Below are 17,710 nucleotides of genomic sequence, written 5' to 3'. Positions count from 1 at the left end.
ATTATATCACATTTCCAACAATCGTCATTTCAAATGCTTATTCGATTGTTGAATTTATTTTGTATTTTTTGTGCTGGCCCTTTTTTGCTTATGGCGCTCCACCAACACATCCAATACATCATACACGCTGATTTTCTGCTCTTGCAATAGTACAAGCAAGTGGTAAATCAAATCGGCCGCTTCCCATTTCACTTCTTCCGGATTGCGGTTTTTTGCGCCGATGACCACTTCTGTCGCCTCTTCACCGACTTTTTTGCAGATTTTATCGATTCCTTCAGTGAATAAGTAAGTTGTATAGGCACCCTCAGGCATTTCTTCTTCCCGTTTCTTGATGATTTCCACCAATTCCGGAATGATGCCGACACTGCCGACATGTCCGTTTTCAACAACGGTTTCCGTAAAGCAGGAAGTTGTCCCTTTATGGCAAGCGGGACCTGCCGGAACAACCTCAACCACCAACGCATCCTGATCGCAATCGGTTGTGATGGAGATGACCTTTTGCGTATTGCCGCTTGTTTCTCCTTTGTGCCAAAGTTCACCGCGTGAACGGGAATAGAACCACGTTTCCCCAGTTTCGATCGTTTTTTGAAGGGATTCCTTATTCATATAAGCAACGGTCAACACTTGTTTTGAACGTGCATCTTGCACAACGGCGGGAATTAATCCCTTTTCATCGAATTTCAAATTTTCTATTTCAATCATCTGACACAGACTCCTTTTTCTCGTAAGTACGCCTTCACTTCAGGCACGCTTGTTTCTTTATAGTGGAAAATGGAAGCTGCAAGGGCTGCATCCGCATCCACATCTTGCAACACTTCGCGGAAATGTTCCTTGTTTCCTGCTCCGCCGCTTGCAATCACCGGCACTGTCACCGCATCTCGTACGGCTTTCGTCAAAGCCAAGTCGAACCCGGACTTTTCGCCATCTTTGTTCATACTTGTGAGCAGAATTTCACCAGCTCCAAGCTCCACCGCTTTTTTTGCCCACTCCACAGCGGTCCAATCCGTTTTGTTCCGGCCGCCATGGGTATATACCATCCAAGTGCCATCTTCATCGCTGTAACGGGCATCAATCGCGACTACGATGCATTGGGAGCCGAAAAAATCCGCCCCTTCTTTGATCAATTCCGGTCTTTCGATGGCGGAAGTGTTGACGGATACTTTATCCGCACCTGCCCGCAAAATCCGTTTCATATCATCCAATGTGCGGATGCCGCCGCCCACCGTAAAAGGAATGGATACTTCCGTAGCTGTTTTTCTCACGACATCCACCATCGTTTGCCGGCCTTCGTAGGATGCGGAAATATCCAAAAATACGAGCTCATCGGCTCTTTGCCCATCATAATACTTTGCAAGTTCCACCGGGTCACCAGCATCCCTTAATCCTACGAACTGAATGCCTTTTACGACCCTTCCGTCTTTTACGTCCAAACAAGGTATGATCCGTTTCGTCAACATTTATTTCACCCCTTGCAGCCACTTTTTCAATAAATACACGCCGAATCCCCCTGACTTTTCAGGATGGAACTGCATGCCGCAAACATTGCCGTTTTGAACAATGCCGGGAACTTGAACGCCAAAATAATCGGCAGTAGCCACCACTTGAGGGGAGTCGGTGTTTGCATAATAAGAATGGACAAAATAAACATGCTTGTCCTCCGGCAATTGTTCCCCTTTCAACCAATCGGGAACCGAATGGAATGTCAATGAATTCCATCCCATATGGGGAACCCGGTATTTTTCACCTTTTTCTGAAATACCGGAAAAGCGGACAACTTTGCCTTCAAAGAAACCAAAGCCATTGGTCGGAGCAACTTCTTCACTTTCTTCAAACAAAAGCTGCATTCCCAAACAGATGCCAAGGAGGGGCTTATTATTTTTGACTTCGTTGCGGATAAACCCGTCAAGCCCGGTTTCCTGCAATCGTTTCATCGCATCCGGAAAAGCGCCTACTCCAGGCAAAATGAGCGCATCGGCTTCTCTCAATTCTTCCGGTTTGGAAGACAGAATCACTTCTGCATTTAATTTTTTTAGCGCTTGCGTCACGCTGAATAAATTTCCCATTCCGTAATCGATAACACCTATTTTCATGCGAGTAGTCCTTTCGTTGAAGGTACTCCTTTGACCCGCGGATCGCTTTGTACCGCATCATCAATTGCGCGGGCAAGGGCTTTAAAAATGGCTTCAATGATATGGTGCGTATTGTGGCCATAAGGGACAACCACATGCACGTTCATTCTCGCTTCCAAAGCAAACTTCCATAAAAATTCATGGACCAATTCCGTATCGAATGTTCCCACTTTTGGTTTCAATTCCGGCGTCACACGGTATTCCAAGTGCGGGCGGTTGGAACAATCCACCACCACTTGGGCCAAAGCATCATCCATCGGCACAAAGGCGTTTCCGTATCGCCGGATGCCCCGTTTATCCCCAAGGGCTTCTTTCACCGCTTGTCCCAAAACGATGCCGAGATCCTCCGTCGTATGGTGATCATCGATATGCGTATCCCCATTCGCCACAATTTTACCGTCGAACAAGCCGTGCTTCATAAATAAATCAAGCATGTGGTCCATAAAAGGAACACCGGTATCAACTTCCGCTTTTCCTTCCCCATCCAGATAAAATTCCACTTTGATTTGGGTTTCTTTCGTTGTCCGTTCGATTTGGGCAAATCGTTTTTTGGCTTGCGTCATTGATTATTCTCCTTTCTTCCAACCGCGCGATTCCACGGCTCTCGCATGGGCTTCCAACCCTTCCATCCGGGCAAGTCTCGCAATTTTCGGCGCATTCTCTTCCCAAGTTTTTTCCGAATAATAAATGATGTTTGTCTTTTTAATAAAGTCATCCACATTTAATCCGCTGGCAAAACGCGCCGTGCTGTTTGTAGGGAGTACGTGGTTCGGGCCGGCAAAGTAATCACCCACCGGTTCCGAACTGTACCGTCCAAGGAAGATGGCTCCTGCATGGCGGATCCCTTTGCTCACTTCTTCCGCATTTTCTGTCACAATCTCCAAGTGTTCAGGAGCAAGGGTGTTCACCGCATCCACCGCCTGATCCATTGTTTCCGCAATATAAATGTGGCCGAAGTTTTCAATGGACGCTCGCGCAATATTCTCTCTTGGAAGTTGTTTTAATTGCTCTTCCACTTGTTCGCTGACCGCATTGGCCAAATTTTCGCTCGTTGTGATTAAAATCGCGCAAGCCCGCGTGTCGTGCTCCGCTTGGCTCAATAAGTCCGCCGCAATTTCATCAGGGTAGGCGGAGTCATCGGCAAGGATGCAAATTTCACTTGGTCCGGCAATCATATCAATCGCCACTTGGCCGAATACTTCTCGCTTCGCAAGGGCCACAAAAATGTTTCCGGGACCTGTGATTTTATCGACAGAGGCGATGGATTCCGTTCCATAGGCGAGTGCGGCAATGGCTTGGGCGCCGCCGATTTTATAGATTTCCTCCACCCCTAAAATGCTCGCGCAAACAAGCACGGCAGGAGGAAGTTTTCCGTCTTTGCCGCAAGGGGAGGTGATCACGATCCGTTTCACCCCGGCCACTTGGGCAGGAATCACGTTCATCAATACAGAAGAAGGATAGGCTGCAGATCCCCCCGGCACGTATAATCCCACCGAATCCAACGGAACAATCCGTTGGGCAAGGTACGAACCGTCAGCCAAAGGCAATGTATAGCCTTCCCGCTTTTGCGCTTCATGATATTTGCGGATATTGTCCGCCGCTTCTTCCAGGTCCTTTTTCAATTGCGGGTCGAAGTTTTGAAGGGCTTCATTGATTTCTTCTTCTGTCACCCGGAAATCAGAGAGGACGACTTTGTCCCACATCTCCGTATATTTGCGGATCGCTGCATCCCCATTTTCCCGAACGTCCGCGATTACTTGGCGCACGGTTTTCAATTGTTCTTCATTTCCGTTCTCAAGCTCTCTTTTCAAAGAAATGTTTTTGGTTAACTTGGAAATCTTCATTTGGCAACCTTCCCTTTACTTCACAATTTTCTTCAATCGGGATACGATTTCTTGTATGCGTTCATTTTTCATCCGATAACTTACCGGGTTGGCAATTAGGCGGGATGATACATCGGCGATATGTTCATATTCCACCAACCCATTTTCCCTTAACGTTCTGCCGGTTGACACGATATCCACGATGCGATCTGCAAGGCCGATCATCGGCGCAAGTTCGATGGAACCGTTCAATTCGATGATTTCCACTTGCTCGCCAATGCCTTTATAATAATTCATCGCGATATTGGGATATTTTGTTGCGATGCGCGGGGCGATTTCATCCATTTGCGTATTCGGCAATCCCGCTGATGCAATATGGCATTTGCTAATTTTTAAATCCAACAGTTCATGGACATTCCGCTGCTGTTCCATTAACACATCTTTCCCCGCAATGCCGATATCCGCAACCCCATGTTCCACATAAACCGGCACATCCATCGGTTTCGCTAAAATAAAGCGGATATTTTCTTCCGGAATCTCAATCATCAATTTTCTCGACATTTCCACTTCTTCCGGCAGCTTGAATCCTGCTTCAATCAACATTTGATATGCTTCTTCGAAAATCCGCCCTTTTGGCATGGCAATCGTCAATTCGCTACTCATTGTGCTTCCTCCTGGCTCAAATCAACAACCCGACTAAACAGTTTCGTGAATGCTTCTTTATTCATTAACCCTTTTTTGGATTGGACCGTTACACGGGCTCCCTGTTCCCTTAATGTGGATGCAAGATCCAATGCCTTGATAAAATCTTCGTCATCAAATAAAATGCAGACGGTTTCTTCTTCCACTTCTTCTTTCGGCAACACTTCAAGCAGCCGATCGATGCGGATGCTGAATCCAGTGGCTCCCACGTCACTTCCAAACAAATGCAACAAACCGTCATAACGGCCGCCATTGCCTAACGGGAAACCGCTGCCCGATGCAAATACTTCAAACAGCATGCCCGTGTAATAGCTCATATGGCTTGAGAGGGTAAAATCGAATGACACATATTGGGAAAGATCGTATGCATCAATTAATTTGGAAAGTTGTTTCATATATTCGATACCGTCGTTTTTGCGCACGTATTTTTCCATATCTTCAATGGAAGACAGATTTGTTGCTTCATTGATAAACTCAAGCAACGCATTGGCTTTCGTTGCCGGCAAATCAAATTCATGCACCGCCTCTTCGAATCCGACATAATTGCGCTCCACAAGCAAATTCCGCAAAATTTCCCGCTGATAATCATGATCTGTATAATCGTCCAAAATATCATGGAGTACGCCTGCATGCCCAATCGTCAATTTGAACGACTCGATGCCCAACTCTTTCATTAATTGTACCGCTGTTATGATCACTTCCGCATCAGCAAAAACCGTTTTATCTCCAATAATTTCAATGCCCATTTGTCCGAATTCAGCCGGTCTTCCGCCTTCCATTTGCTGTGCGCGGAACACATTGGCTGAATAGGCAAGCCGTAGCGGTATTTTTTCTTTCAACAATTTGGATGTGGCCACCCTTGTAATCGGCGTTGTCATATCCGGACGCAAAACAAGGGTATTTCCTTGGCTGTCCACCAATTTGAATAAGAAGGAATCAGAGATGGCGGACGCTTTTCCGACAGTATCGTAATATTCCAATGTAGGCGTTTCGATAAAATCAAATCCCCTTGAACGAAAGACTTGGCGCCCGATTTGCCTTGCCCTCTCCATTTTTTCATAAATTCGAGGGAATGTATCTCTCATTCCAAGGGGTTTTTCAAATTTTTTGATGGATGACATATATACACACTTCCTATTACATTTACTTTAGTATGCTAGAGTATTAGAGAGTTAGAGAATTAGTATATGAAAGCATTGTATCGAACTATTAAAAAATAGTCAATTCATAAAAGGGGCTTTTAGGAAATTTTTATCTTTCGCTTGATTGGATCAATGAAAATTTCCTCTTTCAAAGTTAGATATCCGCCAAACTTGCGTAAGAATCCGCCGTTTCCAGCGCCATATCCGCCAAGTTTGTGAATTTATCCGCCAATCGTAAAATTTTGGCTTTACGAAAGACGGATATCCGCCAAACTTGCGTAAGAATCCGCCATTTCCAGCGCCATATCCGCCAAATTTGCGAACTTATCCGCCAATCGTAAACTTTAGACTTTACGAAAGACGGATATCCGCCAAACTTGCGTAAGAATCCGCCATTTCCAGCCTAATATCCGCCAAGTTTGTGAATTTATCCGCCAATTGTAAAATTTTGGCTTTACGAAAGAAGGATATCCGCCAATCTTGCGCAAGAATCCGCCATATCCAACCTAATATCCGCCAAATTCACGAACTTATCCGCCAATCGTAAACTTTAGACTTTACGAAAGAAGGATATCCGCCAATCTTGCGTAAGAATCCGCCATATCCAACCTAATATCCGCCAAATTCACGAACTTATCCGCCAAGCCTAACAATTTGACTTTACGAAAGAAGGATATCCGCCAAACTTGCGCAAGAATCCGCCGTTTCCAGCCCCATACCCGCCAAGTTCGCGAACTTATCCGCCAAACCTAACACTTTGGCTTTACGAAAGAAGGATATCCGCCAATCTTTCGTAAGAATCCGCCATTTCCAGCGCCATATCCGCCAAGTTTGTGAATTTATCCGCCAATCGTAAAATTTTGGCTTTACGAAAGAAGAATATCCGCCAAACTTGCGTAAGAATCCGCCATATCCAACCTAATATCCGCCAAATTTGCGAACTTATCCGCCAATCGTAAACTTTAGACTTTACGAAAGACGGATATCCGCCAAACTTGCGTAAGAATCCGCCATTTCCAGCGCCATATCCGCCAAGTTTGTGAATTTATCCGCCAATCGTAAAATTTTGGCTTTACGAAAGAAGAATATCCGCCAAACTTGCGCAAGAATCCGCCATTTCCAGCGCCATATCCGCCAAATTTGCGAACTTATCCGCCAATCGTAAACTTTAGACTTTACGAAAGACGGATATCCGCCAAACTTGCGTAAGAATCCGCCATTTCCAGCCTAATATCCGCCAAGTTTGTGAATTTATCCGCCAATCGTAAAATTTTGGCTTTACGAAAGAAGAATATCCGCCAAACTTGCGCAAGAATCCGCCATATCCAACCTAATATCCGCCAAATTCACGAACTTATCCGCCAAATTCACGAACTTATCCGCCAATCGTAAACTTTAGACTTTACGAAAGAAGGATATCCGCCAAACTTGCGTAAGAATCCGCCATATCCAACCTAATATCCGCCAAATTCACGAACTTATCCGCCAAGCCTAACAATTTGACTTTACGAAAGAAGGATATCCGCCAAACTTGCGCAAGAATCCGCCGTTTCCAGCCCCATACCCGCCAAGTTCGCGAACTTATCCGCCAAACCTAACACTTTGGCTTTACGAAAGAAGGATATCCGCCAATCTTTCGTAAGAATCCGCCATTTCCAGCGCCATATCCGCCAAGTTTGTGAATTTATCCGCCAATCGTAAAATTTTGGCTTTACGAAAGAAGAATATCCGCCAAACTTGCGTAAGAATCCGCCATATCCAACCTAATATCCGCCAAATTTGCGAACTTATCCGCCAATCGTAAACTTTAGACTTTACGAAAGACGGATATCCGCCAAACTTGCGTAAGAATCCGCCATTTCCAGCGCCATATCCGCCAAGTTTGTGAATTTATCCGCCAATCGTAAAATTTTGGCTTTACGAAAGAAGAATATCCGCCAAACTTGCGCAAGAATCCGCCATTTCCAGCGCCATATCCGCCAAATTTGCGAACTTATCCGCCAATCGTAAACTTTAGACTTTACGAAAGACGGATATCCGCCAAACTTGCGTAAGAATCCGCCATTTCCAGCCTAATATCCGCCAAGTTTGTGAATTTATCCGCCAATCGTAAAATTTTGGCTTTACGAAAGAAGGATATCCGCCAATCTTGTGCAAGAATCCGCCATATCCAACCTAATATCCGCCAAATTCACGAACTTATCCGCCAAGCCTAACAATTTGGCTTTACGAAAGAAGGATATCCGCCAATCTTGTGCAAGAATCCGCCATATCCAACCTAATATCCGCCAAATTCACGAACTTATCCGCCAAGCCTAACAATTTGGCTTTACGAAAGAAGGATATCCGCCAAACTTGCGTAAGAATCCGCCGTTTCCAGCGCCATATCCGCCAAGTTCGCAAACTTATCCGCCAGTCGCAAACTTTAGACTTTACGAAAGAAGGATATCCGCAAATCATCCAATATACGAAAAAAGGCTGTTTAGAAAGCACTTCTTTCTATACAGCCCCATCCCCCTTCATTTGTCTTTTCTTTTTCCGTTCCGCCATTTCTTCCGCCGTGTAAATGATGCGCATCGGGTTTCCTCCCACCATTGCTCCGGCAGGAACATCTTTATTCACCAAAGTCGCTGCCGAAACAATCGCGCCATCACCGATTTCCACTCCCGGCAAAATCGTTGAATTTGCACCAACCATCACTTCATTCCCGATTTTCACATCACCCAAGCGGTACTCATCGATCAAATACTCATGAGCCAAAATCGTCGTATTGTACCCAATAATGGTATTGTCGCCGATGGTTATGCGCTCCGGGAACATCGTATCAGGCATGACCATCAATGCAAGGGACGTTTTCTTCCCGATTTTCATTTTCAAAAAGGTGCGATAAATCCAATTTTTCAATCCCATAAATGGCGTGATCCGGCCGATTTGAATAAAGATAAAGCATTTGACAACCTTCCAAAAGGATACGGTTTTATAAACATGCCATAAAGAGTTGGCGCCTCCTTGAACCTGGTACCTTTCAGTTCTCCGCATATTACAACCCCTTCACGATCGTTAGTAAGTCGGACATGTGATGCAACATATAATCCGGCTGGAACTGTCTCAAATAATCCTCCCCTTTGATTGACCAAGCCACTCCGGCAGTTTTAACACCCGCATTTTTTCCCGCCAAAATATCGTGATAATTATCCCCGATCATTAAAGCTTTTTCTTTCGGCACTTTCAAGCGGTCCAATGCCAACAAGACCGGCTCCGGATCCGGTTTTACCTTGCTTACATCTTCCAAGCCGATCCAAAAATCAAAATAATGCTCCGCTTTCATCAATTTGAGACCACGTTCAATCGTTTCCTTTTTTTTCGTGGAAACGATGGCTAATTTATGTCCTTCCTGTTTCAATTGTTCCAACGTTTCATTCACGCCGTCAAATTCTTTCACATATTGGTCGTGATAGGCATGGTTCCACTCGCGATATTTCGCGATCATTTCATCGACTTCATTTGGCGTAATTTGTTCAAATGTCTCTTTTAATGACGGACCAATGAATTTGATGCAATCTTGCGGCGAATATTGCCCAGGAAATTTGTCGTTTAATACATGCATAAATGTCCGGATAATTAATTCATTTGTATTTAATAATGTTCCATCGAAATCAAATAGTAAAGCTTTCATTCTGTTTGTGCCACTTCCTTGTTTAATGCCTTCAGATCTGCCCTATTCCAAATATAAGCCACAATGATTGTCAAAACAAATGCTGTAATCAGTCGAATCAACAACAAATATAAAATTGGTACCCCCAACGGCGCGAAGATGAGCGTATCCTCAATCACCGCATGGCAAGCGACCAAGAAGATGAAGCATAACGTGGCGTCCTTTTTGCTCACGCCATCCTCTTTGACAGATTGAATCATCACACCTGCCCCGTAAGCCAAGCCGATGACTAAACCGGCAACCAATGTCATGGCAGCGTTTGGCTTTACGCCAATCACTTTCGTCACCGGAGCCAATGCATTCGATAATTTATCCAAGAAATGATAGTCGCGCAAAAATTGCACGATGATCATCAAAGGAATTACAATGATCAACAATTGCAAAATTCCGTAACACGCTTTTTCAAGTCCCAAAAATAAAATTTCCCCCCAGCCGTTCGGATCCGGAGTTTGGGTAGGAACCAATCCATAATGGGCCATCTCTCCACCGCCGTTCCAAACAAAACGGATCACAATGGCGGAAAGGATCGCCAATCCAAAGCGCACCGCGAGTACCACCCAAAGCTTTACCCCCACTTTCAAGGCGACGCCCGTTTCGATAAACATATTGTGGGAGAAGGAAAGCATCACCGCAAGAATAAACACTTCTTTTACGGTAAGATCAACGGACAAAATCCCCGCAATGGCTGCATACAAGTTCAGGAAATTTCCAAGAACAAGCGGAATTGCCGCCTCCCCGCTCAATCCGAGTATCCCCATCAACGGTTCAATGATATGGATAAGCCAAGGCAGAACCGGTGTAAATTGTAAAATCGTAACAATAAATGTAATCGGAAAAATGACTTTGCTTAATGACCAAGCGGTTTGGCCGCCTGCGACGAACCCCTTTTTTAACGTAGACATTTCCCATTTTCCTTTCTATTTATCTAGATAACGAACGACTGGCCGAACTTTCCACCGGCGATAGAATATCGAAACAAAACCGACGATGATCAATGTGATCGAAACGACTTGGGCTGAGCGCAAATCCCCAACCAAATACAAACTGTCTGTTCGCAGAGCTTCGATAAAAAACCGGCCAATGGAATACCAAATTAAATAGGAGAAGAAAATTTCCCCACGTTGCAAATTGGCTTTTCTGAACAACAGTAAAATGATGAGCCCGACAAAATTCCATGCGGATTCATAGAGGAAAGTCGGATGAACATATGTACCCAAATCATGGATGTACATTTGTTCTATCAGCCAATCCGGCAAAAATAAATTTTCAAGAAACTCACGGGATACAGGACCTCCATAAGCTTCCTGATTCATGAAATTTCCCCAGCGACCGATGATTTGGCCAATCAATATGCTTGGAGCCGCAATATCCGCAACCTTTAAAAAGCTCACTTTTCTCACACGACAGAAAATATACGCGGTCGTGATCGCACCAATCAATGCCCCGTGGATGGCAATCCCGCCATTCCAGATTTCAATGATTTTCCCAGGGTTTGCACCGTAATAATCCCATTTCATGATGACATAGTAGAGGCGGGCGCAAAGGATTGAAATCGGCACCGCCCACAACAACAAATCCCCGAAAAAATCTTCAGGTAATCCGCGCTTTTTCCCCTCAGCCTGGGCAACGATATACCCGAGGATGATGCCTGTGACAATGATAATGCCATACCACCGGACAGTGAGTGGACCAATGCTTATGGCAACCGGATCAATTGCTAACAAAATCGTATCCATATGAACTCCTTCCAACACCATAATCTCCCATAATTAATATTCATCTATTTCATCATGCATTGCAATGACCTCGTCCAACCTTCTAGAAAATTCCAATGCAGGATTGATGCCGATTTTTTTCAAACGATAGTTCATCGCTGCCACTTCAATAATTACGGAAACATTTCGTCCTGGCCGTACCGGAATCGTCAATTTTGTTATTTCCGTATCAATGATTTTCATTTTTTCTTCATCCAGGCCCAAACGGTCGTATGTTTTATTTGGATCCCAGGTTTCCAGCTCCACGATCAATGTAATGCGTTTATATGGACGAACAGCGCTTGCGCCGAACAAAGTCATGATGTTGATGATGCCGATTCCCCGAATTTCCAGTAAATGCTCCAATAATGGCGGCGGACTTCCAATCAATAAATTCTCGGCTTCCTGGCGTATTTCCACACAATCGTCCGCGACCAAACGATGGCCCTTCTTAATTAACTCCAGAGCGGTTTCACTTTTCCCTACACCGCTTTTTCCGATAATCAATACACCGATTCCATAAACATCCACCAATACGCCATGAATGGCCGTAGATGGAGCCAGTTTACTTTCCAGAAAGTTTGTCAGCCTGCTCGAGAATCTTGTCGTTTTCATGGAAGTGACAAGTACAGGCACATTGTTGTGATTGGAAGCATCGATCAATTCCTGCGGCACTTCCATATTTCTTGAAATGATGATTGCCGGCGTTTCCTGTGAGCACAATTTCATCATTCGTTCTCTTTTTAAATCCGGAGGGAGCATTTCAAAAAAAGATAACTCGGTTCTTCCAATCAGCTGCACGCGGTCTGCAGGATAATGGGTAAAATACCCGGCCATCTCCAATCCAGGCCTTGAAATATCGCTTGTTGTAATATACCGGCCGATCCCTTCATGACCGCTGACAAGCTTTAAATCAAATTTTTCCATTACATCTTTTGTTGTAACTTGTGCCATTCCACTCTCCCACCTTTTTTCTCATATGTATTTATTTTAGCATTATAGTATACTTAACCAAAATAAAAAAGGAGACGCACTTGCAACGCCCCCTAATTTTTTCCAATGTAAACGCTTTTAATTTTTCATTATTTTTGTTGTGCCAACCAAGCAGCAGCAACTTCAGCATCTTCACCTGAAAGCAAACCTTTAGGCATGGCATTTTTACCGTTGTTGATGACATCTAAGATTTCTTCTTCAGATAATCTTGAACCAACGTCATTTAATGCAGGCGTATTGCCCATACCTTCCAAATTTTCACCATGGCAAGAAGTACAGTTTTTCTTAACTAGCTCTTCGCCTTTGCTTGCATCTGCAGTAGTGTCGCCGTTTGAACCTCCGTCAGCAGTGTCGTCTCCGCCACCACAAGCTCCAAGTACAAGCGCGGACCCTAATAGTAGTGCTAACCATGCTTTTTTCATTTCTTGAACCCCTCCAAGTAATAAAAATTTGCAATACAAGTTCATTATATCAAAATGATTGAAGAAAGAAACATTTGGTCTTTTCACCAAAGCTTAGAAAACAAGGCAAAAGCCAATATTTTCAACGCTTTCGGCAATTGTTTCATCTTTGTGAATTCTTTGTGAAAGACCGTTCACAAACGAATAAAATTATTTTGATATAATTTTTGTCTTATTCAATTGTCTTCGAAGGTTCAGTAATTAATATTGTGGACAAAGAATTGAATCCTATTCGCGCAACTTTGAACGGTTCGTCAAAAAGATTTTTTCGAATAATCTAAAGCGGTTCTGTATATATACCATAATTCCTTCGTTCCGATGCCCAATTCTTTTGCCAATTTCGCCGCCAGATCCAAATCAAGTTTCGAAAGGGCCGTGCTTAATTGTAAATAAATTGTCATTTCCGTTTCCTTTCCGCAAATCGTTTCAATGACCTTTTTCGAAAACGACAATTGTTGTACAATGGCTTGAATCGGTCTGTGCAAGATGGCATCAATCAGTGAAAACATGCCGACAAAATAATACTCCGGATAATTTTCTTTATTCTTTTTTCTTGCCAACATTTCACATGCTTTTGCACGCAATATGGAAGTTCTCATCAATTCGATTTCAACATCCGACGTCTCTTCCAGCCGCTCTTCATGAACGGCCAATAAATACAGAAATTTTTTAAGCTCCATCCAGCCAAACATCGTGATGGCCTCCTGAATGGAACGCACTTTTAATTGCTTTCCGGAAATATTGTTGATCAGCCGGAGCAACTTATATGTGAGTGTCACATTTTGTTCAATTTTTTCGGCAAGTTCTTTGATGTCAGGATTCTCTTTCTTCAAAATGCACATCAATTGGAAAAAATTCAGGGTGTTTAATGGGATATCCGTCGTTTTGATAATCTGTGGCTGCTCAAAAAAATAGCCTTGGAATAATGAATAATTTGCCGCCTTCGCTTCTTCAAATTGACTGCGGTTTTCGACTTTCTCCGCCAACAACCGGATGCGTGGAAAGTGATTTCTTACCCGTTCTTCAATCAGCGATTTTTCATTTTTTGAAGTGCTTAAAAAATCAATTTTGATAATGTCGATGTGCGGGAACATGAGGTTATAATCTTCTATATTTTGCTGCAAAACAAAATCATCCAATACAATCGTAAAACCCCGTTTTTTCAACTCGATAATCCGATCGATCAATTTTTGTGTAATCGGAACATTTTCCAATATTTCAATGACAAATGTGGCAGGATCGATGATATCAAAAATGTCACTCATCAATAATCTTTCCGTAAAATTCACAAATCCGGGCAATCCATTCGTCAGTTCTTCCATGCCAATCGAAAACACTGAATTTTTCAATACTTGCATGGTTGCACTATCTGAATCCACTTTCTCAAAACGGTTGGCATCATTATTTCTATATAATAATTCATAAGCAACGACCTCTTCATTCCGATTAAAAATTGGCTGCCGTCCTACAAATACTTCCACATCGATGGCCTCACTTCACTTCAAAAAATTAGTAACTATTTCAATAATATCCAATTATAGTAAATTATAAAATCACTTCAAAGTACTAAAATTTACCAGTTAAATCCGAGGGAAATTGGTCTTATTAGGTTTAAAAAAAGTATCATCCGAAAAGATGATACTTCCGAAATGTTTATTCTTCTTGAAAAATGTTTGACCATTCATTCCGTTTTTCCAACATTTCTTTGGCCAATTGTTTTGCCCCTTCCAAGCTGTGGTTTGCCGCCCAGCCGCATTGCACTTCATTACATGCGGGAACTTCTGTCGCATTCAACACATCGTTCAGGGTTTTTTCCAAAATGTCCAGCACTTCTTCATAATTATCGTGATTGATCATTGTGAGGTAAAATCCGGTTTGGCATCCCATCGGACTTAAATCCACCACTTGATTTGTATGATTGCGGATATTTTCAGCCATTAAATGTTCAAGGGAATGGAGTGCCGGCATTTCCATGTGATCTTTATTCGGCTGTTTAAAACGGAGATCGTATTTCCGCACCACATCCCCATTTTTTCCTTCAATCACGCCCGCTAAACGCACATATGGCGCACTCACTTTTGTATGATCCAAATTGAAACTTTCCACATTCATTTTTTTCATCGTACTTCCCTCTTTTCTCAAATAGCGTTTTCAATAAATTCATTGTACTGCTTTCCCTTTATTCTGTCACTTTTCTATGAAACCGGCCTTCAATCGGCCATTTCCAAACTTTTTCGGCCTCACGCATCTCAATAGGTGCGGTTGGCAGGTTGTTTCAATGCCATACCGAACTTGCCGCAATCCATCGCTTAATTTTTCACATGGGCAATAAATCGCCAGCGGATCAAGTAGAAATAAATCACTTGCAATAAAATCAGGAAAGAAAAAGCGAATATAATTTCCTTTACGATCGAGATATTGGCAATGTCTTTTAAAATGTTTTGCAAAGCCAAGAAAGCGAACAAACTATGGACCATCGCCACTCCCCAGGGCAAGAAAAACTGCGGGAATAATTGGGTTGTCACGAGTTTCTTAATTTCGCTGTCGGTTATGCCCATCCGCTTCAACACGTCGAATTTCCGTTTTTCCGAGTCCAAATTTGTATGAATTTTAAAATAGATGAAACTTCCGGCCGCCAGCAAAAACACTCCGGCAACCAACAAACCTGCCAGGGTGAACAGCGAATACATCGATAAAACATAGGAATAATTCAACCCCGCATTTTCAAAATAAAAAGGCAGCTGATACTGTTTTTTGCTATATTCTTTCAACACCTGCTGATAGATGGACAATCCCACATCCTGCGCTTCCAGCCATTGGGGAATATCAAAAGCGAACAAATGATATCCCGGCTCCACCCGCGGATAGCCGTTATACGGATTTTTCAAGCGGGAAAAATCTTCATCGCTGATAATGATCGAGTTTGGACTGACAATGGAACTTGGAAAAATCAATTTTGGATACACCTGGTCGATGGTAATTGGCAGGTCATTTTCCTTCAATACGGTATTCACCGTTCTTCTGGACAGTTTTTTAATCGATTCTTCCGAATAAGGAATAAACATCCCTTCCCCACTGTCCAGCTGCACCATCGGATACCCATAGGAAAACAGCAAACTGTTGATATCCGATTCTTTAAACACTTCCACCTCGTAATTCGTAAAAGAAGAGGTTTGTTTTTTCACTTCAAAACGGGCCATATGATAGGATAGCCCTTTCTCTTCCAATTCGTTCACAATGGATGTAATATGCTGTTTTTCATAAGGATTATCGATATGCCCTTTGTATATCAACCCCAATGGATTGAATTTGTCGTATTGGGACGTGTAGGAAGACAAAGCCGCAAGCAGCCCGATGCATAGAAAAGCCGCTGCCGAAACCATCGTCACCACAAAATACACTTTCCCGTTGTTTTTCAAAATCACCGTATGTTCCGCAATGGACAACATTCGCGATTTTTTCCAATAAAAGTTTTTTCTGCTTTTCATAAACCGGACGAACCATTGGATCGCATCTGTGAAGAACAAATAAGTTCCAATCGTGATGAGAATCGGCAATAATACGACAAATGGATAAAAGTTCACCCGATTCGTAAGCAACGCCAAAACATATGAAATTCCCAATAACACGATTGCCAAAATGGCACGCTTTTTGGAATATTGATCGTCAATATTGGAAGATTGATACCATTTCAATAAATCAATAATCTTTCTCTCCGGGGAAAAGTTGACACTGATGATGGAGATGATGACAAAGGCGCTGAAATATACAGCGATCGTCAAAACGAAAGGCTCCCATTTCAAATATAGGGGCAGCTGTTCCAGCATCAAAATTTCCCGGACAATCATAAAGAAAAATTTCGTAAAGGCGTAGCCAAACAAGATGCCGCAAGCAATGGACAGACTTCCGATAATCATCGTTTCCAAAAAGATCAGCTTGCTGAGCTGCCGTTTCTCCATGCCCAAATGGAGCAAAATGGCAAACTCCTTCGCCCTCGACTCCAAAAATGCTTTCATGGAATAAAAAATAAAGAACCATGAAAACAGAACCAAAATCATTTCCGCAAATACCAACCCGCCAATCGGCACTTTTCCCAAATACCCGTCGTCGATTTCCGGATGAAACATCAGCATCGAATAGATGAAAAACACAAAGACGGAAAAGAAACTGGCCATAAAAAAGGCCGCATAGATCCGGAAATTGCGGATCACGTTACGGTAAGCGAATTGATGAAAGGTCACCGACTCTTCCCCCCAACAGGCTCAAGACGTTTAGTATGCGTTGGAAAAACGTTTGTCTTCGGTCATCCCGGTAAATTTCATTAAAATATTCACCGTCTTTGATAAAAAGCACCCGGTCACAGAAACTTGCGGCAATCGGGTCATGGGTGACCATGATGATGGTTGCATTTCTTTCTTTGTTGATTTTGCTTAACAGTTCAAGCACTTCTCTTGAGTTGTGGGAGTCAAGATTCCCTGTCGGTTCATCGGCCAAAATAATGGACGGTTTATGAATGAGGGCTCTTGCAATCGCCACCCGTTGTGCTTGGCCGCCGGATAATTCATCCGGTCTTTTATTTAGGACACTGGACAATCCCAACTTTTCTGTCAGCTCTTTTACGCGCTCTTTCATCAATGCAACAGGCTGATTGTCCAGCGTAAGGGGCAATACGATATTTTCTTCGACCGTCAACATCGGAAGCAGGTTAAAATCCTGGAAGATAAATCCAAGTTCCCTTCTGCGGAAATAAGCAAGCTCCGTTTTGTTAAAAAGATGCGGCTTTGTGCCATTAAAAATGATTTCGCCCGATGTCGGCTTATCAATCGTTGAAATGATATTCAGCAAAGTTGTTTTCCCGCTTCCGCTGGGCCCCATGACCGCCAGAAATTCGCCTTTTTCCACATCAAAACTCAACTGATTCAATGCGCGGTTCGTAACCTTTCCTTCATATACTTTTGTAACATCCACTACTTGTAAAATTGGCATAAAAG

The 17,710-nt window shown here is 43.2% G+C and carries 17 protein-coding genes; all 17 read right to left on the bottom strand.

Annotated features, from left to right (window positions below):
• Positions 1-54: 54 nt before the first annotated feature.
• Positions 55-702: a bifunctional phosphoribosyl-AMP cyclohydrolase/phosphoribosyl-ATP diphosphatase HisIE gene (hisIE, locus tag NSS77_RS10450; RefSeq protein WP_342468702.1), complete on the bottom strand. Its 648-nt coding sequence runs from the start codon at positions 700-702 to the stop codon at positions 55-57.
• Positions 699-1,457 (bottom strand): imidazole glycerol phosphate synthase subunit HisF, encoded by a 759-nt coding sequence (gene hisF / locus NSS77_RS10445; RefSeq protein ID WP_342468701.1) that lies wholly within the window; start codon positions 1,455-1,457, stop codon positions 699-701. Before hisF ends, hisIE begins: the two co-directional genes overlap by 4 nt.
• A complete protein-coding gene (hisH, locus tag NSS77_RS10440; protein ID WP_342468700.1) occupies positions 1,458-2,090 on the bottom strand; it encodes an imidazole glycerol phosphate synthase subunit HisH in 633 nt (210 codons plus the stop codon).
• On the bottom strand, positions 2,087-2,692 hold the full coding sequence (hisB, locus tag NSS77_RS10435) for an imidazoleglycerol-phosphate dehydratase HisB (protein ID WP_342468699.1): 606 nt from the start codon (positions 2,690-2,692) through the stop codon (positions 2,087-2,089). Before hisB ends, hisH begins: the two co-directional genes overlap by 4 nt.
• Before the next feature lie 3 nt (positions 2,693-2,695).
• The gene (gene hisD / locus NSS77_RS10430) at positions 2,696-3,973 is read right to left on the bottom strand and encodes a histidinol dehydrogenase (RefSeq protein WP_342468698.1); all 1,278 of its coding nucleotides are present in this window, start codon (positions 3,971-3,973) and stop codon (positions 2,696-2,698) included.
• Positions 3,974-3,988: 15 nt separating this feature from the next.
• Positions 3,989-4,615 (bottom strand): ATP phosphoribosyltransferase, encoded by a 627-nt coding sequence (hisG, locus tag NSS77_RS10425; protein WP_342468697.1) that lies wholly within the window; start codon positions 4,613-4,615, stop codon positions 3,989-3,991.
• Entirely contained in the window at positions 4,612-5,775 is a 1,164-nt protein-coding gene (locus tag NSS77_RS10420; protein ID WP_342468696.1) for an ATP phosphoribosyltransferase regulatory subunit, read from the bottom strand. Before NSS77_RS10420 ends, hisG begins: the two co-directional genes overlap by 4 nt.
• Before the next feature lie 2,520 nt (positions 5,776-8,295).
• The gene (locus tag NSS77_RS10415; RefSeq protein ID WP_342468695.1) at positions 8,296-8,835 is read right to left on the bottom strand and encodes an acyltransferase; all 540 of its coding nucleotides are present in this window, start codon (positions 8,833-8,835) and stop codon (positions 8,296-8,298) included.
• Between the two features lies 1 nt (position 8,836).
• The gene (gene ppaX, locus NSS77_RS10410; RefSeq protein ID WP_342468694.1) at positions 8,837-9,472 is read right to left on the bottom strand and encodes a pyrophosphatase PpaX; all 636 of its coding nucleotides are present in this window, start codon (positions 9,470-9,472) and stop codon (positions 8,837-8,839) included.
• Positions 9,469-10,413, bottom strand: coding sequence for a nucleoside recognition domain-containing protein (locus NSS77_RS10405; protein WP_342468693.1), 945 nt, complete (start codon positions 10,411-10,413; stop codon positions 9,469-9,471). Before NSS77_RS10405 ends, ppaX begins: the two co-directional genes overlap by 4 nt.
• 15 nt (positions 10,414-10,428) lie before the next feature.
• Positions 10,429-11,247, bottom strand: a complete 819-nt coding sequence (lgt, locus tag NSS77_RS10400) for a prolipoprotein diacylglyceryl transferase (RefSeq protein WP_342468692.1) — start codon at positions 11,245-11,247, stop codon at positions 10,429-10,431.
• A gap of 33 nt (positions 11,248-11,280) precedes the next feature.
• Positions 11,281-12,219 carry an HPr(Ser) kinase/phosphatase gene (gene hprK / locus NSS77_RS10395; protein WP_342468691.1) on the bottom strand — a complete coding sequence of 313 codons (939 nt, stop codon included), beginning with the start codon at positions 12,217-12,219 and terminating at the stop codon, positions 11,281-11,283.
• Positions 12,220-12,347: 128 nt separating this feature from the next.
• On the bottom strand, positions 12,348-12,680 hold the full coding sequence (cccB, locus tag NSS77_RS10390; protein WP_342468690.1) for a cytochrome c551: 333 nt from the start codon (positions 12,678-12,680) through the stop codon (positions 12,348-12,350).
• 293 nt (positions 12,681-12,973) lie between these two features.
• The gene (locus NSS77_RS10385; protein ID WP_342468689.1) at positions 12,974-14,200 is read right to left on the bottom strand and encodes an EAL domain-containing protein; all 1,227 of its coding nucleotides are present in this window, start codon (positions 14,198-14,200) and stop codon (positions 12,974-12,976) included.
• A 172-nt stretch (positions 14,201-14,372) separates the two neighbouring features.
• Positions 14,373-14,840 (bottom strand): S-ribosylhomocysteine lyase, encoded by a 468-nt coding sequence (locus tag NSS77_RS10380; protein ID WP_342468688.1) that lies wholly within the window; start codon positions 14,838-14,840, stop codon positions 14,373-14,375.
• Positions 14,841-15,028: 188 nt separating this feature from the next.
• A complete protein-coding gene (locus NSS77_RS10375) occupies positions 15,029-16,960 on the bottom strand; it encodes an ABC transporter permease (protein ID WP_342468687.1) in 1,932 nt (643 codons plus the stop codon).
• Entirely contained in the window at positions 16,932-17,705 is a 774-nt protein-coding gene (locus NSS77_RS10370; protein ID WP_342468686.1) for an ABC transporter ATP-binding protein, read from the bottom strand. Before NSS77_RS10370 ends, NSS77_RS10375 begins: the two co-directional genes overlap by 29 nt.
• Positions 17,706-17,710: the final 5 nt, after the last annotated feature.

The organism is Ureibacillus sp. FSL K6-3587 (genome assembly GCF_038593165.1).
In the GTDB taxonomy this organism is placed as follows: Bacteria; Bacillota; Bacilli; order Bacillales_A; family Planococcaceae; genus Ureibacillus; species Ureibacillus suwonensis.
Note: the sequence above shows the minus strand (reverse complement) of the source record. Positions and strands in the feature narration are given on the sequence as shown.